Origin of the sequence: Pseudomonas sp. DTU12.3, from assembly GCF_004124275.1 — a bacterium.
Classification (GTDB): domain Bacteria; phylum Pseudomonadota; class Gammaproteobacteria; order Pseudomonadales; family Pseudomonadaceae; genus Aquipseudomonas; species Aquipseudomonas helmanticensis.
Window position 1 is genome coordinate 3,176,974 of sequence record NZ_CP027218.1, and the last position, 19,401, is coordinate 3,196,374.

The 19,401-nt window shown below is 59.3% G+C and carries 14 protein-coding genes and 2 pseudogenes; 3 read left to right on the top strand and 13 right to left on the bottom strand.

Features of this window, described 5'->3' with window-relative positions; genetic code table 11:
• Positions 1-10: 10 nt before the first annotated feature.
• The 7 genes and pseudogenes from glgA to C2E19_RS29415 all read right to left on the bottom strand — a co-directional run.
• A complete protein-coding gene (gene glgA, locus C2E19_RS14560; protein ID WP_129393503.1) occupies positions 11-1,597 on the bottom strand; it encodes a glycogen synthase GlgA in 1,587 nt (528 codons plus the stop codon).
• A 637-nt stretch (positions 1,598-2,234) separates the two neighbouring features.
• On the bottom strand, positions 2,235-3,188 hold the full coding sequence (locus tag C2E19_RS14565; RefSeq protein ID WP_129393506.1) for a D-2-hydroxyacid dehydrogenase family protein: 954 nt from the start codon (positions 3,186-3,188) through the stop codon (positions 2,235-2,237).
• A gap of 14 nt (positions 3,189-3,202) precedes the next feature.
• Complete coding sequence (locus tag C2E19_RS14570; RefSeq protein ID WP_129393509.1) at positions 3,203-4,249, bottom strand: alpha/beta fold hydrolase; 1,047 nt, start codon at positions 4,247-4,249, stop codon at positions 3,203-3,205.
• Between the two features lie 86 nt (positions 4,250-4,335).
• On the bottom strand, positions 4,336-4,770 hold the full coding sequence (locus C2E19_RS14575) for a YqaA family protein (RefSeq protein ID WP_129393512.1): 435 nt from the start codon (positions 4,768-4,770) through the stop codon (positions 4,336-4,338).
• Positions 4,770-5,216 carry a DUF411 domain-containing protein gene (locus C2E19_RS14580; RefSeq protein WP_129393516.1) on the bottom strand — a complete coding sequence of 149 codons (447 nt, stop codon included), beginning with the start codon at positions 5,214-5,216 and terminating at the stop codon, positions 4,770-4,772. The genes C2E19_RS14575 and C2E19_RS14580 overlap by 1 nt, the downstream gene beginning before the upstream one ends.
• Positions 5,217-5,456: 240 nt before the next feature.
• Positions 5,457-5,984, bottom strand: a pseudogene (locus C2E19_RS29410) (methyl-accepting chemotaxis protein); the annotation flags it as partial.
• A gap of 333 nt (positions 5,985-6,317) precedes the next feature.
• Positions 6,318-7,448: pseudogene (locus C2E19_RS29415) on the bottom strand (cache and HAMP domain-containing protein); the annotation flags it as partial.
• A 382-nt stretch (positions 7,449-7,830) separates the two neighbouring features.
• Here C2E19_RS29415 and C2E19_RS14590 point away from each other — a divergent pair.
• Entirely contained in the window at positions 7,831-8,358 is a 528-nt protein-coding gene (locus C2E19_RS14590) for a hypothetical protein (RefSeq protein ID WP_129393522.1), read from the top strand.
• A 51-nt stretch (positions 8,359-8,409) separates the two neighbouring features.
• On the opposite strand, the gene C2E19_RS14595 is transcribed toward C2E19_RS14590, so the two are convergent.
• The 5 genes from C2E19_RS14595 to C2E19_RS14615 are packed head-to-tail and all read right to left on the bottom strand — an operon-like array spanning position 8,410 to position 15,484.
• Complete coding sequence (locus C2E19_RS14595) at positions 8,410-9,348, bottom strand: GNAT family N-acetyltransferase (protein ID WP_129393525.1); 939 nt, start codon at positions 9,346-9,348, stop codon at positions 8,410-8,412.
• The gene (locus tag C2E19_RS14600) at positions 9,345-10,637 is read right to left on the bottom strand and encodes a phenylacetate--CoA ligase family protein (RefSeq protein WP_129393529.1); all 1,293 of its coding nucleotides are present in this window, start codon (positions 10,635-10,637) and stop codon (positions 9,345-9,347) included. The genes C2E19_RS14595 and C2E19_RS14600 overlap by 4 nt, the downstream gene beginning before the upstream one ends.
• Positions 10,638-10,685: 48 nt before the next feature.
• The gene (locus C2E19_RS14605) at positions 10,686-13,088 is read right to left on the bottom strand and encodes an aldehyde dehydrogenase family protein (protein WP_129393532.1); all 2,403 of its coding nucleotides are present in this window, start codon (positions 13,086-13,088) and stop codon (positions 10,686-10,688) included.
• 1 nt (position 13,089) lies between these two features.
• A complete protein-coding gene (locus C2E19_RS14610) occupies positions 13,090-14,220 on the bottom strand; it encodes an acyl-protein synthase (RefSeq protein WP_129396124.1) in 1,131 nt (376 codons plus the stop codon).
• Between the two features lie 43 nt (positions 14,221-14,263).
• Positions 14,264-15,484, bottom strand: a complete 1,221-nt coding sequence (locus C2E19_RS14615) for an MFS transporter (RefSeq protein ID WP_129393535.1) — start codon at positions 15,482-15,484, stop codon at positions 14,264-14,266.
• Positions 15,485-16,020: 536 nt separating this feature from the next.
• Here C2E19_RS14615 and C2E19_RS14620 point away from each other — a divergent pair.
• Complete coding sequence (locus tag C2E19_RS14620) at positions 16,021-16,209, top strand: hypothetical protein (protein WP_129393538.1); 189 nt, start codon at positions 16,021-16,023, stop codon at positions 16,207-16,209.
• A gap of 18 nt (positions 16,210-16,227) precedes the next feature.
• Here C2E19_RS14620 and C2E19_RS14625 read toward each other — a convergent pair whose 3' ends face one another.
• Positions 16,228-16,605 (bottom strand): fe2+ zn2+ uptake regulation protein, encoded by a 378-nt coding sequence (locus tag C2E19_RS14625; RefSeq protein ID WP_129393542.1) that lies wholly within the window; start codon positions 16,603-16,605, stop codon positions 16,228-16,230.
• Positions 16,606-16,907: 302 nt separating this feature from the next.
• Here C2E19_RS14625 and C2E19_RS14630 point away from each other — a divergent pair, with 302 nt between their 5' ends.
• The gene (locus C2E19_RS14630; RefSeq protein WP_129393546.1) at positions 16,908-19,253 is read left to right on the top strand and encodes an acylase; all 2,346 of its coding nucleotides are present in this window, start codon (positions 16,908-16,910) and stop codon (positions 19,251-19,253) included.
• The last annotated feature ends 148 nt before the right edge of the window (positions 19,254-19,401 follow it).

A 19,401-nucleotide genomic window follows, 5' to 3' on the forward strand; every position in this document is an offset into this window, starting at 1 on the left:
GACCTCCCTGTTACTTGTGAATCGCTTTGCCCAAGGCCTTGGCCACCAGTTGTTCGTAGAGTTCGGCGTACGGTTCAACCGCTTTGCACCAGTTGAACGGCGCCGCCATCGCGCGGCAACGCATGGCATTGAGCAGCTCTGGGAAGGCGAAAACCTTGAACGCACGGCTCAGGGCTTCTTGGTAACTTTCAGCGGTGGATTCGTCGAAAAGGAACCCGGTGACACCGTTTTCGATGGTGTCGGCCAGCCCGCCGGTATTGCGCGCCACCGGCAACGAGCCGAAGCGCTGGGCGTACATCTGGCTCAGGCCACAAGGTTCATAACGCGATGGCATCAGCAGGAAATCGCTGCCGGCGAACATGCGTCGGGCGTCGGTTTCATTGAAGCCGATGCGCACACCGATCTGCCCGGGAAAGCGCAGTGCCAGTTCACGCATGGCCTGTTCTTCTTCCGGCTCGCCGCGACCGATGATCGCGATCTGGCCGCCGTTTTGTACGATGTACTCGGAAACGGCCTGGGTCAGGTCGAGGCCTTTCTGGTAGACCAAGCGTGACACCACAGCGAACAACGGGCCTTCGGAGTCATTCAGTTCAAACAGGTCGCGGACGTGGGCGGCGTTGACGGCTTTTCCTTCCCAGTCACCAATGGCGAACGGTGCGAACAGGTGTGGATCGGTGGCCGCGTCCCAGCTCTCATCGATGCCGTTGGGAATGCCGCTGAGCAAGCCTTGCTGGGTCTTGGCGGCCAGAAAGCCGTCGAGGCCACAGCCGAAATCCGGGGTGGTGATTTCCTGCGCATAAGTCGCGCTGACGGTGGTGATGTGGCTCGAATAGGCCATGCCGGCCTTGAGGAACGACATCTTGCCGTAGAACTCCATGCCTTCCTGTTGCAGGGCATGCGCGGGAATACCCAGCTCAGGGCACGAACCGAGGCTGGTCACACCTTGATAGGCGAGGTTGTGAATAGTGAACAGTGTTGGCGTGCGCTGCCCGCGCCAGTGCATATACGCCGGGGCCAGGCCGGCCGGCCAGTCATGGGCGTGCACCAGATCCGGGCACCAGTGGATTTGCGCAAGGTTGGCGGCGATGTCGGCGGCGGCCAGACCGAGGCGGGCGAAACGAATGTGGTTGTCCGGCCAGTCGCGACCGTTGTTGGCGCCGTAGGGCGAACCTTCACGCTCGTAGAGTTCCGGGCAGATCAGCACGTAGATCACCAGGCCGTCCGGCATGTCCATGCGGCCGATCTGGCACGGTGGCAGCGCGGCATGGCCGCCGAGTTCGCCGATGATGTGGATCGGGTTCTCGCTGTGCATCACTTGCGGGTAACCGGGGATCAACACGCGCACGTCATGCAGGTGGGCCATGGCGCGGGGCAGGGCGGCGGACACGTCACCCAGGCCGCCGGTCTTGACCAGATCGGCGATTTCCGAGGTCACGAACAACACTTTCTTCTTGTTGGGATTCTGACTCGCAACCGGAGTCAGCGTCTTGGTGCCGGGGACGTTGATCTGTCGGCTGCCGGGAACGCTGACGGTGCTCGCTTCGCCAACCGACTGTTGAGCACGCTCTCCCTGAATATCCAATGCCGCACTGATCATATGAATCTCCCGTGTTATTGATCTGATTCTTCTCTTTTCCCTGTAAGAGCTGCCGAAGGCTGCGATCTTTGGCTTTTTAAAGGATCAAAAGATCGCAGCCTGCGGCAGCTCCTACGTACCGCGAGCGCAATCACGCCCGGCATCGGTGAGCAAACGCTACCCAACACGCGCAAGCAGAATGGGTGATCGGGCCGTTGCAAGGATTGCACCAGTCGCTTTGGCCCTGCCTTTCAGATGACCTGCCGCTTCGTGCAAAAGTTTCGAGTTTTTTTCGGCAATGTGACCGGCAGGTCGAACCCCGAAAAAACCAGTCTAGGCCAGATCCTAGAGCGGGCCAGAGCAAATGGGTAAATTGTTCGACAATCGGTTTGCCGTTAACGGCAACTGTGCTCGGGAGGGGCAAACGCACCGACGAAGTGCAGGTTTTTTTAGCGGGAGGGGCCAAAACGGTGACTGAGCGGTCACGATTTTGTGCTAGCGGGAAGTGCGGTCGCACTGTTGTGGTGCGAACAGTTTGTTGATCGGCTGACCCCTGTAGGAGCTGCCGAAGGCTGCGATCTTTTGATCTTGATCTTAAAAACAACATCAAAAGATCGCAGCCTTCGGCAGCTCCTACACAGGGGTGAGGTCAGGCAAATTAATTCAACAGGCGCGTTGGTTTGTTGGCCGCCCAGGCTTGAATATCCTCGATCATCTGCGAAAAGAACTGTTGATAGTTCTGTCGGCTGACATACCCCACGTGCGGTGTCGCCAGTACGTTATCCAGTGTGCGAAAAGGGTGCAGCGCTGGCAGCGGCTCTTCAGCGAAAACATCCAGCGCCGCGCCGGCGATCTGCCGCTTCTGCAACGCCTTGATCAGCGCCGGTTCATCGACAATCGGCCCGCGCGCTGTGTTCACCAGCAATGCTGTGGCTTTCATCGAGGCCAGTGCCTGTGCATCGACCAGCCCGCGACTGCGCTCGCTGAGCACCAGATGCACCGAAAGCACATCAGCCTGTTCGAACAGTTGCTGCTTGCTGACATAGGTCACGCCAACCTGCTGCGCGCGTTCGGCGGTGAGGTTTTCGCTCCAGGCAATCACGCGCATGCCAAACACTTGGCCGAACTGCGCGACACGCTGGCCGATACTGCCCAAACCGAGAATGGCCAAAGTCTTGCCATGCAGGTCACCGCCCAGCCCTTGTTGCCATTGCCCGGCGCGCAGAGCGTTGGCTTCAGCGACCAGATTGCGCGTGGCCGCCATGATCAACGCCCAGGTCAGTTCCGGCGCCGCATGCTTGTAACTGTCGGTGCCGCAAACCTGGATGCCGAGTTTTGCTGCCGCCGGCATATCCAGTGCAGCATTGCGCATGCCACCGGTCACCAACAGCTTCAGATTAGGCAAACGCGCCAACAGATCGGCATCGAAGCGCGTGCGTTCGCGCATCACACAGATGACCTGGTATTTGCCCAGGCGCGTGGCCAGGGTGGCGTTGTCCGCCGGGTAGTCATGCTCGAACGTCACTTCACCGATGCTGTCGAGTAGCGACCAGTCGACCACGTCGCGGGCCACGTCCTGCCAGTCATCGATTACCGCAATCTGCACCGCCATTCAGCTTTACCTCATCAACGAACGGGATTGGTTGTGTTCAGCCAGCCAAGCAGCGCCTTGTGGAACTGCGCCGGTTCTTCCATTTGTGGCGCGTGGCCCATGCCGGGAAACTCCACCAGCGTCGACTGCGGGATCAGCTTGGCCACTTGTTTGCCGAGCACCTCGTAGTGACCGATTCTGGCTTTCACTTCAGGTGGCGCGAGATCCTTGCCGATGGCCGTGGTGTCGGAAGTGCCGATCAGCAACAGCGTCGGCATCTTCAGGTCCTTGAACTCGTAGTACACCGGCTGGGTGAAAATCATGTCGTAGATCAGCGCCGAGTTCCACGCGACCTGGGTCTTGCCCGGCCCCTTGCTGAGGCCGGCGAGCATGTCGACCCAGCGATCGAATTCGGGCTTCCAGCGACCATCGTAATAGGTGCTGCGCTCGTAATCACGGATGCCTTGAGCGCTGACTTTCAACTCGCGCTGATACCACTGATCGACGGTGCGATAAGGCACGCCGAGGGCTTTCCAGTCTTCCAGGCCAATAGGGTTGACCAGCGCCAGTTGATCGACTTGCTCGGGAAACAGCAACGCATAACGGGTGGCGAGCATGCCGCCGGTGGAATGGCCGAGCAGGGTAGCCTTCTGAATACCCAGCGCCTTGAGCAATTGCTGGGTGTTGGTCGCCAGTTGCTGAAAGCTGTATTGATAGCTGTCAGGTTTGCTGGAGGTGCAGAAACCGACCTGGTCCGGGGCAATCACCCGAAAACCGGCTTCACTCAAGGCCTTGATCGAACTGTCCCAGGTCGCCGCGCAAAAATTCTTGCCGTGCAGCAGCACCACGGTGCGACCGTTGGCCTTACCGTGGGCGGCGACATCCATGTAACCCATCTGCAACGATTTGCCCTGGGACTGGAAGGCGAAGTGTTTCAGCGTGTAGGGGTATTCAAAGCCTTGCAGCTCCGGCCCATAAGCCGGGCCTTCGGCAGGCGTTACCTCAGTGGCAGCATGGGCAAACAGCGGCAGCGCGGCACTGAGCAACAGACCGGGCAGCCAGCGGAAACGCGTGACGGACATAAGGGCAAACTCCATTGAAATCGGCCGATCCTGGAACGGCGGGATTAGGGCGACGTTAAACACAGGCAATCAGCACGTCTGATCGTTCAACCGAGCCAGCCGAGTGTCAGCATCGCCACCACGGCATAACGCGCGCCTTTGGCGAGGCTGACGATCAACAGGAACCGCCCGAGCGGCTCGCGCATCACCCCGGCGATCAATGTCAGCGGGTCGCCGATCACCGGCAGCCAGCTGAGCAGCAATGACCAATGGCCGTAGCGTTCATAGTGTTTGCGCGCCCGCGCCATGTGCCTGGGGCTGACCGGAAACCAGCGCCGCTGTTGAAACCGTTCGATGCCCCGGCCCAGCCACCAGTTGACCAGCGAGCCGAGCACGTTGCCCAGCGTCGCCACGGCAAGCAGACCCCACAGCCAATATCGCTCACTGGCAAGCAAGCCGACCAGCACCGCCTCGGACTGCAACGGCAACAATGTCGCCGCGCCGAATGCGGCAAAGAACAGCCCGGTATAGGCAGCTGCCATCAGTGCGCCGGGTAGTCCGCCACCACCACGTCAGCGCCGTTCTTCTTCAAGCCGATCACTTGATAGGCATCGCTCATGCCGTCCATTTCCATCCCAGGCGAGCCCATCGGCATGCCTGGTGCGGCGACACCGAGCAGGTCGTCGCGCTTGCTCAGGGCCAGCACTTGATCAGCCGGCACGTGGCCTTCGACGAATTTGCCGTTGATGAGTGCGGTGTGACACGACGCCAGGCGCGGTGGCACGCCGTGTTGTTGCTTGAAGCTGCTCATGTCGCTTTCGACGTGGTCTTCGACTTTGAAACCGTTGGCTTCGAGATGGCTGATCCATTTTTTGCAGCAACCGCAATTGGCGTCGCGATGCACTTCGATCGGGATCAGGTCGGCCGCCTGGGCCAGGGAAGAGAGAAACAGGGCGCTCAGGGCGACCAGACGCAGGTGGCTTCGCATGATGAGATCTCGACTCGGATGGCGGTCAAAAAAGAACGCATTTTGACCGGTTTTTTCTGCCTGGCATCAACGGAGTGTTTCCAGTTGCTACAAGACAAACCGGCAGAATCATCCTGGATCAAAAACTGCACCCCCTGTAGGAGCTGCCGCAGGCTGCGATCTTTTGACTTTGTCTATCTCCAGATCAAGATCAAAAGATCGCAGCTGCGGCAGCTCTTACAGAGATGTCATTGTGGCGGGTCAGCGGACCTTGAAGCGGCCCATGATCGCGCTCACGCGGCTGTTGGCTTCCAGCAGTTGCCGGGTGTTGAGTTCGCTGGCCTGGCCGCTCTGCACCAGTTCGTCGACCATATGGCGAATCTGCACCATGCTGCGGTTGATCTCTTCGGTCACCGCGCTTTGCTGTTCGGCGGCGGTGGCGATCTGGGTGCTGAGGCTGTTGATGTGGCTGACCGAACCGGCCATTTCATCCAGACCCGAGTTGACGCGCGCGGTGGCATCCGCTGCCGACTGGCAACTGGCCTGGGTGTTTTCCATGGCGCTGACCGAAGAACTGACGCCTTGGGTCAGACGGGTCAACATCTCGTTGATTTCCGACGTGCTGGCCTGGGTGCGGGCGGCGAGGGCGCGTACTTCGTCGGCCACCACCGCAAAGCCGCGACCTTGTTCACCGGCACGCGCCGCTTCAATCGCCGCGTTGAGTGCCAGCAGGTTGGTCTGGCCGGCAATCGCGCCGATCACCCCGAGAATCTCGGTGATGCGCTGGGCGTCCTGCTGCATGTTTTCAACTTTGTGTGTAGCGCTGGCTACTTCGTCGATCAGCGCGACCACGCTGCTGGTCGCTTCACCGACCACCACGCGCGAACGGTCGGCGTTTTCGTTGGCGCGCTGGGTGAATGCAGCGGTCTCGGCGGCGTTTTGTGCAACGCTTTCCGCCGTCGAACTCATTTCGGTGATGGCGGTGACGGTCTGATCGGTTTCCGAGGCGTGACGCAACAGGATCTGGCTGGTGTGCGCCGAGGTGCGTTGCAGGTTGTCGAGGCCCGACGCCATGGCGCCGGTGGCCTGGGTGACTTCGCCTATCATGCTTTGCAGGTAAGCAATAAACGTGTTGACCGAATGGCCGATCGCGCCCAGTTCATCCTCGGCGCGAATGGTGATCCGTCGCGTCAGGTCGGCGTCGCCGCTGGACAGCGAATCAATGTTGGCTTTCAAGGCTTTCAGGCGCGAGACCAACTGGCGGATCGCATAGACCTGCAACAGCACGAGCAGGATCACCAGCGGAATCTGCAGCAGGCTCAGGGTGCTGAGTACATCGTCACGCTGCGCGGTGAGCATTTTGGTCGGCAGGGCCGTGGCGAGGAACCACGGCGTGCCCTCGATCGGACGCATGAAGAAGGTGCTGGCTTCGCCGTTGTTGTCGAACTCGACGCGTTGCGCCTGATCGCGGTTTTGCAGGCCGGCCTTGACCTGGCTGGCGAAAGTCGAGGCGCCGGCCAGTTCGCTGATGTTCTTCAGCACGATCGGGCCGCTGATGCGCGAGCTGTTGCTGATGATCTTGCCGTCCGCTTCGACGATCAGCATTTGCGCGTTGAGGTCTTTCTCCTTGCTTGCGACCAGGTCGTTGAAGAAACCGAGGGTGACGTCGATGGTCGACACGCCGTAAGCGGCTCCATTCTTCTGAATGGCCATCGCGCAGTTGGTACGTGGCTCGGCGCTGGCGTCGTCTTTATAGGCTGCGGCCCAGGCGCACTGGCCGCGCGGCGTCGCCATGCCGCCCTTGTACCAGCTCTGGTCGTAATAGTTGGGTGCCGCGTCGCTGTTCCAGAAGGTGTTCACCGCCAATTTGCCCGAAGCATCGCGGTGCCAGAAGGTGCTGAACTTGTTGCGCCCGGCTTCACGCTGCCCCGGCAACGGCCAGATGCCGCCGCCAAAAACCTTCAGTTCGCCGTATTGATCCACCAACCCCGGCAACACCGTGTCGATCGCGGCACTGTCGAGCAGCGGGATGGTCTGGGTGATGCTGCGTTGCTGCGCCTGGACTTTGTTCAGTTCGCCCTGAATCTGCTCGGCGACTTCAGCGATGCGGTTGAGCACCACCTGTTCTTCGGTGTGACGCAACTTGGGCGCGACCAGTTGGCTGATGCCAACCACCGTGAGCACCGACAACAGCAGGATAAACAGAACCAGAAACAGCGTGTAGCGAGCCTGAATGGTACGGAATGCGGGCATGGGGATCCGGTCCTTGAACTGCGATTCTTGTTAGGGGGGTGGGAGTGAAACAGTGCGGGTATCCCAGCGTATCGTCGCGTTGGCAAGAAGCTTGAGGTACTGGCGTACTAAAAAAATTGCCGCCGATAACTGGTCAGTATCAGCTTTGATACATTCACGCGCACTGGCCTGCTTCTCAGCGCAAAGCGCCGATTTTTTGCCGACAGTCGCAGCCGCTCTGGCTCAATGTTTTTCGGCCTTCTGGGTGTTTGTATCGAGAATGTACAAGAATTGTAAAAAAGTGCAGAAAGAGGTTGGTGCCATCAGTTCGCCCGCTGATACTCGCGGCCATTAGAGGCGTTCAACACGGACATTTCATGGTCATTTCACAGGGAGTCTTCACATGACGATCGGTATTGTCGGCGGCTGGCAGGCCAAGGCAGGGGTTCTGGTACGCGACACCGGCGCTAAAAAACAAGTATCCCAGAGCGTCAAGGTGCAGCAGATGCTCACCATGGTCGGCAACAATCCTACGGCGCTGAATACTGCCGAAATGGATAAGCAGGGTTTGCGCAAGGCAATCAAGGGTTTCGATCCGGCGAATGTGTCGGTAAAACAATTGGGCAATCTGAGCGAACTGTTGCGCAGCCGCGGGCTGATCTCCGAGATCACTTCCTTTACGCTGAAGAACGCCGGCGACAAATTCGATCGTTTTGGCGTGACGAAAGATATCGATGCGAAATTCAACGCGCTGGAGTACTTCGCCACCCAACTCGATGCCATCCAGAGCAACGGCCTCAATGGCAACGCTTACGGCAAGAGTCTGATCCCCGAATTCAAAAAAGCGATTTACGTCCTGCAGAACCTGAAAACCTACGGTGAAGGCAACATGCCGAAACCTGTGGACAGCGGCGTCAAAGCCAAAGCGTAAGCCATGGAAAAAGGCCCGCACAATCTCTCGGCGGGCCTGTCAGTTCTTCGTTCAGCCAGCTTGCCGCGCGGTATTGCAGTTCTCACCGAAACCTTGTTGGATCTGATCCTGCAACTGTTGCATGCGCGCGCAGTGCAATTGCAACTGGCGCGGCAAGTAGTTGCGGTGAAACAGTGCCAGCCAGCCGTCGCTGCGATCATCGGGGACAATCCCGGTGAACGTGAACCCCGCCATCGACAGACTGTGCAACGCGCCGGCAAAGCCTTCTGCCAACCTGAGCCTGATCGAAACCATCCAGTGTGCCGGCAATTGCCGCAGTTGCTGGAGCACGGCACTGCTCAGTTGTTTGAGCAGCATGTCATAACGCCCTGAATGTTGGTCGAAATGCATCGCTGGCCCGACCCAGGGTGATGGGTTTTTGCGCGTGCCAAACTGGTTGCACATCTGCTGCATGAAGTCGGCGCAGCTGGCCGGCCAGTCGAGTGATGGCAGCGGCCGCTCGTAGTCGTCGATGGCTCTGAAACCCATGACGATCGACTCTGGCAATATCTCGCCAAATGGCGAAGGCGCGTAGTCGGGTAACAGTCCGGTGCTGTGAAACCCGAGCCTGTCGGCCATTTTTTGCGAGTAGGTGTGATGGGTCACTTGTTTGATCGTCACACCACGGCAGCCCAGCGCTTGCGCATGGATCAGCAACTGTTGCCCTAGCCGCGTGGCAATGTTTTGCCCGCGTATCGCCGGATGAACCACACTCAGCGCCAGTTCGGCGATCGGCGAGCCGGCATTTCTGAACAGCGTAGTGTGGCCGAGGATTTTTTTGCCGCTCACGGCCACCAGCGAATGCCATCGACCATCGTCGTGGTTCTGGCTGATCATGTAGGGCAGATAGACGTGGGGCTGAACGTAGTGGTCGCCATAGACTTCACGGAACAGGCGGCTGACGGCCACAGCATCGGTGCTGCGGTAGTTTCTCAGGGTCACGATGTTCATGTGTGCGGCTCCGGATAAGCATTGCCATAGAGGCGCAGGTCGACAACTTTCTGGTGTTTTCCCGAACGGGGATGACAGGCGAAATCCTCCCCGGCGCAGCTCGCCACTTGCAGGTTGAGTAATCCATCGGCAATCAGTTGCTCGATCAAAGGGTACTGATCGATCAGCGCCGCGCGCAGTTCTGCACTGACTTGCGTCGTGTCGAGGCGCTGCGCCGCGTGCCGCCACTTCAGGAGCAGGTCATCGCGGTTGTGCGAATGATCGAGCACCAGTTGCCATTCACCTCCGGCAGCGATGCATTGCACGATCTCGCCGATTTCGGCGGTCAGCAGGGTCATACTGCCGACCCGCACACGCTGGCTGTCCATGCTGCGCCCCATCAAGGCGAATTTACGCATGGGTGTGCCACAAGGTTCTTTCCAGCAGGCGAGGTCGCCCACCGGGTAGCGAATCAGCGGCATCAGGCGACGGGTGAAATTGGTGAGGACCAGGCGTCCCGTGCGCCCGCAATCCTCGATAACCTCACCGGTCTGTTCATCGAGGATTTCCACCACACTGTGGCGCTCGAGCATGCGGTGTTCGTCCAGGGCGCAGTCACGGCTACTGAAACCGATAAAACCGGCGTCGACACTGGCGTAACCGATCGAGGCGATCCGGGCGTTGGGAAAGACCCGGCGCAACAGCAGCAATTGCCCGCCGAACAGGCTTTCGCCGCCGTAGAGCAGGGTGTCGATACCTTCAAGCGTGCGCGACTGACGCGCAAGCCATGCAGCAAACGTCAACAACTGCGCCGGTACACCGGCTAAAACGTTGATCCGGTATTGAACAATCGAATCGGCCAACACTGCAGAATCGACGTTTCCGGTAAACGGAAATTCGGTGACGGCGCTTCCCGTATGCGCGAGGGCATCGTGGACGAACACGAAACTGGCATACAGGTCGCCGACGAAAAACAGATTGGCAATGCGGTCGCCGTCATTCAGTTGCGCGGTGAGCTGGACGCCAAAGTCGCTGACCAGTTTCTGCCATTCGTCACGGGTGAATACCGACAGTTTGCCGTTGCTGGTGGTGCCACCGGTCTTGAACACCAGCGCCTTGGCGAGGCTGCCTGTCAGTACTGACCAATGATCGAGATCGTGGCTCGATTGCCAGTAGGTGTGCGGATCAATCAGCGGCAATTCATCGAGGCTCGCTACACAGGGCGAGACGTTGCGCAAATGTTCGCGATAGTAATTCGAATGCGTTCGGGCAAAGCCGACCAACTGGTTCAGTTCGATTGCAGCTGTCATGGTGTTCTCTTTAACTAATGGCGCCAGGCCGGGTACGGTTACTGCACTTCAACGGCGCGCATCGATCAATAAAGGGGTTTTGCCGCTGTGCTTGTTGCGGTGGAATAACGCCGGTGGGCAAACCTCGACCTCCAGTTTCAGCAGTCCGCTGCGCACCAGGGTTGCCAGAATGGAATAGCCTTGCAGGCGTTCGAGCACATCTGCCGGTTCGCGGGGACTGCGAAACAGCAGGCTTTCAACGCCATCAGGCGCGTGCGCCATCAGCAATTGAAATTCGGTCTGCAGATGCTCGGCCAACGTGGTCAGGCAAATGAAATCGGTGCCGATACGCACCAGCCGACCGTGTCGCTGCAACAGCTCGAAACGCGGCGATGTCAGGCCGCAAGCACATTCGCCGGACAGCCAGCGGCCGCTGTCACCCACGTCATATCGCTGGATCGGCTGGCCTTCACGCGCCTTCGAGGTGAATAACAGTCGGCCAACTTCGTCGCCGGCAACCGGCACATCGTCATCGAACGCGACAATTTCCAGCGACTGGATATCGCTCAGCAGATGGAAAATGCCATCGCCCGTCGCGGCGCAGGCATGGCCAAGCGGGCCGGCATCGACGCTGCCATACACCGCCGAACGAATGCTTTTGACGCCGCAACTTTGCAGCAGCTCACGGCATGATTGACTGAGGTGTTCACCGCCAAGGAAGACTTTTTCGATCCCGTTGTAATCGCGCAACGTCTGCTGCTCGTTGAGGAACAAGCGGTGCAGGGTGCTCGGCATGCCAATCAACACGCTCACGCGTTGTTCGACGATCAGTTGCGCGATTTCGTTGTAATCGTCATCGGCCGGTGCACCCATTGGCAGGTGCGTGGCGCCGAGCAATTCCAGCACTTTGGCGAAACTGAAAAAACCGCCGTACAGCCCACCGCTGAAAAACAGGTTCATCACCCGGTCGCGGCGCGGATCAAGGCCTGCGGCAAACATGCCGTCGGCGGTCGCGCGCATTTGGCGCTGGAAGTCGCGATGGCTGAAGCCGGACAAGGTCGGCGTGCCGCTGCTGCCTCCCGAGCGGAAAAACAACTGCGCAGCCGCGTTGGCAGGCCGTTCGACAAAGGCTTGTTTATCCATGATCGGCAGGTCACTGACGTCTATCGCCTGAGGCTGCGGATCGAGCGTCGCGTGAGTCGGCAGCAGCGTTGCCGGCAAGCTGACCGAGACGCGGCGGCTCAAGCGTTGCAGCGCATAGACGCCGTCATGGGGCTCGCCGTCGTAACCGTCATGAATCAAATTGATCGGTGCGATGCGCGTAACGCCAGCCGCAATCAAGGTGCGCGACAGTTCGCCGGTCTGTGCCGCAGGACACACCAGCGCGCAACTCTGCAGCACGTTGCGCCAATCGAGCAGAACGTGTGCGAGGCGAGAGCGCGGCAGCGATTTGAGCAGCAGCGTGCGAAACAGTGGAGAGGGTGTCAGCACCTGATCGTGAGTCCAGATCACGCGCCAGCCGGGGGCACTCCAGACCTCGGCGGTCAATCCGGAAAAACTCTGCCCGAGTCGCGTCATCGCCACCCGGCTAGTAATTTCCGAGGCTTCCTGCAGCGTCGGCAGCAACGGCGGCCAGCGTTCGGCTCGACGACTGAATGCATCTGCCAGCGCCGCACCGATTTGCTTGAGAACGCCCGGCTCGTCACTGTCGACCAATAACCACTGGGGGCTCGAACACGCCTGCTGATCGAGGCGGCAGACTTCGTCGACGATGGCGTCCAGCGCCGCTTCGGTTGCCGAGTCGGGCGTCATGTAGACGAAACTTATGCGATGTCCCCAGTCGATCCAGCGGCACCCGGAAGGCAGGTGTTGGCGAATCGCCTGCAGCGCCGCAGCGCCACCCCACGCGGCAACACCGTTGGCCCGTTTGCACAGTTGCGCGATTTGCGTGGTAGCTACCGGCAACACGGCGAGGTAGTGACTGAGCTGACCGCTTGGATCGCATTGCACCAGAGCGTTGAGCAAGCGGGCAGTCAGGCCTTGATCGCTGCTGCTGGGCCGTAGCCAGTTGACGTTGCCGGCCAGCAGGCTCTCCACAACTGCACAGAACGCCAGCATGGGTGCATTCGCCGGGGTGATGTGCACAACCAGCCCGAGCGGGCTCCAGTTCTCGAAGCGTGACTGCGTGTAATCGAGGCGCCGCAGAGAGCCGGGTTGATCGCCGAGCTCGCGTTCAAGTTTGCTTTGCAGCGCCTGCGGCTGGCAAAACCCGATCAAAGCCTGGCGCTGTTCTTCATCCAGCACTACGTTGCTATCGCCGCTGCGCAATTGTTCGGCAAAACGCGCCGCCGCGTGAATCACCGTGCGGCTGTGCAGCGGGTTCGCCAGATGCTGCGGCAGCGCCTGATGCAATTGCTCCAGGGCGCTGTCGAAATCGTAATCGGCGTGCAGTTGTCCGTTGATCAAATACATATCAATGCTCTCCGAGCAATTCGGCCGCAGCCATTGCGCAACTTCTGCCGGCAGTGGTGCCGGCACGGCCATGCAGTTCGAACCAGTCGGCGCTCAATCCACACCCGCAACTGGCGCCGGCATGCAGGGTGGCAAGATCACTCATGACCACCGCATGGGCGGGGCTTGACGATATGTAGGGCGAGACGAATCCAAGCAGGCCGCGTCGGCCAAAGGGCAGGACGCTGAAGTCCACCGGATCGCGCACATAGGCCTTGGCATACACCGGCACATGGAAGTGGTGGTGACTGCATTCGATATACGGCACCGCATGTTCGACAGCGCCGTAGCCATCACGGCAATCCGTGGTGTCGATGCCCAATTGCTGGTGGATGCGTGCATACAACTGTGCCTTGGGGACTTCCTCGCAGGCACGGGTTTTCCAGCCGCCACCAAAAAATGCCAGTGAACCCGATGGCAATTGCAGGTCTTTCACGGTGGTTGCCTGCATGTGCTCGAGCGTCTGCCAGAGAAACGCGGGGAAACCGAAAATGCGTACCGGCAAACCCTCTTCGGCGAACGACTGCAAAGCGGCGATCACCCCGAACACGTCGAACTGATGACCATCGCCAGTGTTGCGCAAGGCATAGGCGACACGGTTGGCCTTGGCAAAGCGACACAGGAACTGGTCGGTGTACGAAGTTCCCAGGCTGATTTGCCCCTGCGGTTCATAGCTCAACAGCAGGTAGTTGCACAGCGTGTCCGGTGTGTTCCAGCCGTAATGCTGAAAAATTCGCTCAACCATGTATTGCGCACCGGCAATGCTCCTTTCGTCATAGCGCATGCGACTTTTCTGGCCGCTGGTGCCGGAGGACGTCAACTCCAGGGCGTTGTCTCCCGTTGAGCTGAGCAGCATTTGTTGCTTGAAGAAGTTGGCGAAGATCGCTGGTAAGCGCGACCAGTCTTCAAGACTGTCGAGGTCGCTTTCCTGTAAACCATTGGCCTTCAGCCAATGCCGATAGCCGGGGGTCTGCTGACAATGAAAGTGACTGATTTCGGCCATCGCCCGGTCAAACAGACCGGCCGGCACGGAATCGGCGCAATAGGGCTGCGGCAACGCACAAAGCGCATCGCCCAGGGGAAAGTGATTAATCATCAATATCCATCATCGAGAGGGGCAGAGGGAACGCACCCGGTCAGGTGCGCAGAACACGCTGCAACAGGGGCAGGCACAACAGGCCGCCAGAAGCGGCCCACAAGGCAAAGAGTTCGAGGCGGGTGCCACCTCCAAGCGTCGCAATCAGCCAGCCGCCAGCGCCCATGACGGCAATCGAGAGCATGCCGATCATGGCGGACACCAGACCTTTGCTGTCCTCGCTGGCAAACAGGGCGATTCGATACAGCACCGCATTGCTCATGCCCAGGCCGACCGCATATACCGCCAGCGCTGCGACCAGCACCGGCACCGATTCATCGGTCAGCATCGAGCCGAACAGGGCCAGGAGTCCCAGGCAGTAAGGCCAGAGCGCCAGACCAATCAAGCGCGGCAGTGCGTGGGTAGGCAGCAGTCGATCAAGGAGAAGGTTGCCGACAATTACGGCGGCAAATACCGGTATCTGCCACAGGCCATATTCCACGGCAGACAAGCCTTGCCATTGCATCAACAACAAGGGGGCAAGGCCGATCCAGGCGATCAGCGGCAAACTCATGAACCCCAGCGCAAGGCTTGCGCAAAGGAAGGTGCGGTTGCCCAGCAGCGCTGCGTAGCGTCGCAAGATCTGCCTGAAACACAGCGGCGTCGGCGGCAGATGTTTGCCGTCATTGCTCAGCACACCGATGGTTTCCGGCATGCACAGCAGCAATAGCAGCCAGGCCAGCGCTGCGGCAAACCCGAGGCCGAGAAACAGCTGTCGCCAACTCAGCCATTCCAGCAACAGGCTGCCCAACAGTGGCGCAAGCAACGGAGACAGCAATGCAACGTTGCCGAGCAGCGCCATGAGGCGCACGGCATCGGCCTCGCGGAAAACTTCCTGCAATGCCGGATAGCTGACGGCGACGACAAAGCCCAGGCCCATGCCTTGTATCAGGCGCAATACATTGAATGCTTCGATCGAGCGTGTCGCGATGGCTGACGAAATGGCGACCGCAAACAATGCGCAGCCGATCAACAACAAACGTCGTCGTCCATAGCGATCGGATAACGGCCCGATCAGCCATTGCAGACAGACCCCGCCGATCAGATAAAGATTGAATGCATTTGGCACATGACGTGCGTCTGCTTCGAACTCCTCAACCACGCTGAGCATCGCCGGCATGATCATGTCGCTGGCCATGTAGGTCAGAAGTTCGAAGAGGGTTATGGCCAGGCAAAATCCAATGATTTTTACCGGCTCAAGGGCGATGAGTGTTCTCTGCATGACATCCTGTCTCTTTTGTCAAAAACCTGTTGCATAGCCTATGGGGGCTTGGCTGGGCGTGCTAACGGTCTGCGGAGACAGGAAATTTCAAAAAGTAGCGGGTTGTTTCGGTGCACCCTGAGCGCTTGCTGGCGGGGCTTTGAGATATCTTGAGGCAAAAAAATACCCGCCAGAAGGCGGGCATTTTTTGCTGTTGAATCAACGGGATCAGCCATCATCCAGCGGGGCGAACAATCCTGTTCTATCGATGGTAGTAGCCGGGGCCACCGCCATAGTAGCGATGGTGGTCATCGTGCCACCCGCCGTGGGGAAATATGATGCAACCACTCAAGGTCAGCACGGCAAGCAGGGGAATCAGCCAGGCGATTCGACGGAACATTTCTACAATCCTCATGGTTACGCCGCCATGAAGCCAAAACTCTTCAGCGGCTGTAACATGAGACTCCGGCAATCGCCGCGCATCCCCGAAACAAGGTATGCGCCTGGCATGCAAACGGATACAAACCGGATACATTTCAACGCTTCAGGAACCTGCAATGACTCAGTCGCAACGCTTGAAATACTCGATTCTGATCGCCCTCATGGTGCTGGCAATCATGCTCGGCCTGTCCTGGCTGCAAAACACCGGGGCGATCAGTGAGAAAATGTTCCAGTACATCGCCATCAGTGTGGCGGTGGTCGTGGTAGTGATCAACGCTGTGATGCGCCGCAAGGTCAAACCCTGACGGCGACTGCTTGATGCATCACTCGTTGTCGAGAATTGCAGCAGCCTGCGGGTGCAGGCTGTAGCTCTTGTCGGCGTTGATGGTGATCACGCCTTCGGCGCACAAACGCTTCAATACTTCGCGCACGCTGAGAAACGACAGCGGAATGTCCAGATCGAGCAATTGGCTGTGCACGCCACGCACGCCAAGGCGACGATTGCCATGCGCAGCGCTCAACAGCGCGTCGATGACCTTCAGACGAATCAGGCTGGTGCGCAGGCCGAAACTCTTCAGCAGCAGGCGGATTCGTTCATTGCCGTGGCGCTCGATCCTTTGTCCGAAATCGCTGGCGCTCGGCCCCATGGAAGCTCCTTGTGGCGCCTGGCTACCTTCCGTTGGTAGTTGCGAGTTGTACATGCGGTGACTCCTTTTCAGGACCTGATCAGGAAAGGGTTTTTTGTGCTCTCTCTAAACAAGACGTTTCAGCACGACAAATCATGAAGGGCAATATGTAGAAAATTTGTCGCTGATTTGTCGTTTCCCCGTAATCACAGCTCCAGATAGCTGTCGACCTGGCTAAATTTTTTTTCGCCGATTCGTTTCCTGAACAGCTGCATTGCGCCCAGGCGCGTGCATGGATTTCAGATCGGACCCGGCGAAATGCGTGCTTTCCTACGTCTTGCGCGGGCCGATCCTTGCCTTATCGATCAGGAGCGAGTGTGATTATTTCCAGGCAGTTAACCGGGTTGGCCCTTGCCGGCATGTTTCTCGGGCTGAGTCTGTCAGCCCATGCGCTCAGTCCCGCCACCCAGGCCAGTGCCGATATTCGTCGCACCGCTTTTGGTGTGCCGCACATTCGCGCCGAAAACGAGCGCGGCCTGGGTTTCGGCATTGGCTACGCCTATGCGCAGGACAACCTGTGTTTGCTGGCCAACGAGATCGTTACGGTCAACGGCCAACGCTCGCGTTATTTCGGTCCGGATCAGTTCACCGTCGAGGAGCGTGAAAATCGTGTCAGCGATGTGTTCTTCACCTGGCTGAACACGCCCGAGGCAGTGCAGGCGTTCTGGCAGGCGCAGCCGACCGAGGTGCGCGACCTGATGCAGGGTTATGTCGCCGGCTATAACCGCTATCTTGGCGAGCGCCGTCAGCAAGGGCTGCCGCAGCAATGCCAAGGCGAGTGGGTACGCGATATCGCCGCCGAAGACCTGGTCAAACTGACCCGTCGGCTATTGGTTGAAGGCGGTGTCGGGCAGTTTGCCGAAGCCTTGGCCGGGGCCACTCCGCCGCAAGCCACCGCGCAAATCGAGCAGCCATCACACGCTTGGCAGCTGGCCGACACGCGTCAGCAACGCTTTGCCCTGGATCGCGGCAGCAACGCTGTGGCGGTGGGCAGTGAGCGGTCGTTCAATGGTCGTGGGATGTTGCTGGCCAACCCGCATTTTCCTTGGGTCGGCGGCATGCGTTTCTATCAGATGCACCTGACCATACCTGGCAAACTCGATGTCATGGGTGCGGCGTTGCCGGGGTTGCCGATGATCAATATCGGTTTCAACCAGCATCTGGCCTGGACCCACACGGTCGACTCTTCGAAGCACTTCACCCTGTATCGCCTGCAACTCGATCCAAAGGATTCGACGCGCTACTTGCTCGACGGCAAATCCCTGCCGCTGAGCAAGCAGACGGTGACCGTGCAGGTGAAACAGGCGGATGGTCAGGTCGTGCCGGTGTCGCGTGATATCTACAGCTCGCAGTTCGGGCCGATCGTGCAGTGGCCGGGCAAGCTCGACTGGGATCACCAATATGCGTTCAGCCTGCGCGATGCCAACCTCGAAAATGATCGCGTGCTCAAACAGTGGTACGCGATGAACCAGGCCACCAGTCTCAAGGATCTGCAGGATTCGGTGCACAAGATTCAGGGCATTCCGTGGGTCAATACTCTGGCCGTAGATGACAAGGGCCAGACGCTGTACATGAACCTGTCAGTGGTGCCGAACGTCAGCGCTGACAAGCTCGCCAAGTGCAGTGATCCGCGCGCCGGTTTGCAGATGATCGTCCTCGACGGTACCCGCAGTGGCTGCGCCTGGGATATCGATCCGCAAGCCGCGCAGCCGGGTATTTATGCCTCCAGCCAGTTACCGCAACTGCTGCGTAAAGACTTCGTCCAGCACTCTAACGATTCCGCGTGGCTGGCCAACCCGGCGCAACCGCTGACCGGTTTCTCGCCGCTGATCAGTCAGGACGGTCAACCGCTGGGTATGCGCTCGCGCTTCGCCCTGGATCGTCTCGCGTCGCTGGACAAGCAAGGCCCGTTGGCGGTGCAGGATCTGCAACAGATGGTGATGGACGACAACGTCTATCTGGCGAGCCAGGTATTACCGGACCTGCTGAAATTCTGCGCGAAGGATCTTGGCGCGGTCGCGAGCAAACTGAAACCGGTCTGCGCCAGCCTCAAGGCCTGGGATGGCCGTGCGAATCTGGATTCCGGCAGCGGTCTGGTGCATTTCCAGAACATCATGCAAACCCTGCAGGAATCGCCGCAGGTCTGGCGTGTCGCGTTCGACCCGAAGGCCGCGCAAAGCACGCCGCGCGGCCTCGCCATCGAACAGCCTGACGTCAGCAAAGCTGTGCGCGAAGCGATGCTCGCCTCGCTGGAACTGAGCAGCAAAATGGGCATCAAGCCTGATACCCGCTGGGGCGATATCCAAGTGGTCAGCAGTGGCGGTCAGCAAACCGCGATTCATGGCGGGCCAGGTACTCTCGGCATCTACAACGCCATTCAGAGCGTTCCGCGTGAAGACGGCAAACTCGAAGTGGTCAGCGGCACCAGCTATCTGCAAGTGGTGACCTTTGACGATAAAGGACCGCACGCTCAGGGGCTGCTGGCGTTCTCGCTGTCCAGCGATCCGGCGTCGAAATACTCGCGCGACCAGACCGAAGCGTTTTCGAAGAAGCAGTGGAGCGTCTTGCCCTTCACCGAGCAGCAGATCAAGGCTGATCCGCAGTATCAGGTGCAGAGCATCAGCGAAGCGGCGGATAAGGCGGCGAAGGTGGCTGCGCAATAGACGTCTGCGTCGCAATGAGAAAGCCGCTGTCCTCTGATTGAGGGCGGCGGTTTTTTTTCACCTGCAATCGCCTGTGGCGCCGGGACTTTTTGGCGTGCGGCACATTGTGTCGAGTTGGCGGAGGATATAGGGGGCAAGTCAGATGGAG

Coding starts and splice junctions, on each gene's coding strand:
- glgA (WP_129393503.1), bottom strand. CDS start 1,597: ATGATCAGTGCGGCATTGGATATTCAGGGAGAGCGTGCTCAACAGTCG.
- C2E19_RS14565 (WP_129393506.1), bottom strand. CDS start 3,188: ATGGCGGTGCAGATTGCGGTAATCGATGACTGGCAGGACGTGGCCCGC.
- C2E19_RS14570 (WP_129393509.1), bottom strand. CDS start 4,249: ATGTCCGTCACGCGTTTCCGCTGGCTGCCCGGTCTGTTGCTCAGTGCC.
- C2E19_RS14575 (WP_129393512.1), bottom strand. CDS start 4,770: ATGGCAGCTGCCTATACCGGGCTGTTCTTTGCCGCATTCGGCGCGGCG.
- C2E19_RS14580 (WP_129393516.1), bottom strand. CDS start 5,216: ATGCGAAGCCACCTGCGTCTGGTCGCCCTGAGCGCCCTGTTTCTCTCT.
- C2E19_RS14590 (WP_129393522.1), top strand. CDS start 7,831: ATGACGATCGGTATTGTCGGCGGCTGGCAGGCCAAGGCAGGGGTTCTG.
- C2E19_RS14595 (WP_129393525.1), bottom strand. CDS start 9,348: ATGAACATCGTGACCCTGAGAAACTACCGCAGCACCGATGCTGTGGCC.
- C2E19_RS14600 (WP_129393529.1), bottom strand. CDS start 10,637: ATGACAGCTGCAATCGAACTGAACCAGTTGGTCGGCTTTGCCCGAACG.
- C2E19_RS14605 (WP_129393532.1), bottom strand. CDS start 13,088: ATGTATTTGATCAACGGACAACTGCACGCCGATTACGATTTCGACAGC.
- C2E19_RS14615 (WP_129393535.1), bottom strand. CDS start 15,484: ATGCAGAGAACACTCATCGCCCTTGAGCCGGTAAAAATCATTGGATTT.
- C2E19_RS14620 (WP_129393538.1), top strand. CDS start 16,021: ATGACTCAGTCGCAACGCTTGAAATACTCGATTCTGATCGCCCTCATG.
- C2E19_RS14625 (WP_129393542.1), bottom strand. CDS start 16,605: ATGTACAACTCGCAACTACCAACGGAAGGTAGCCAGGCGCCACAAGGA.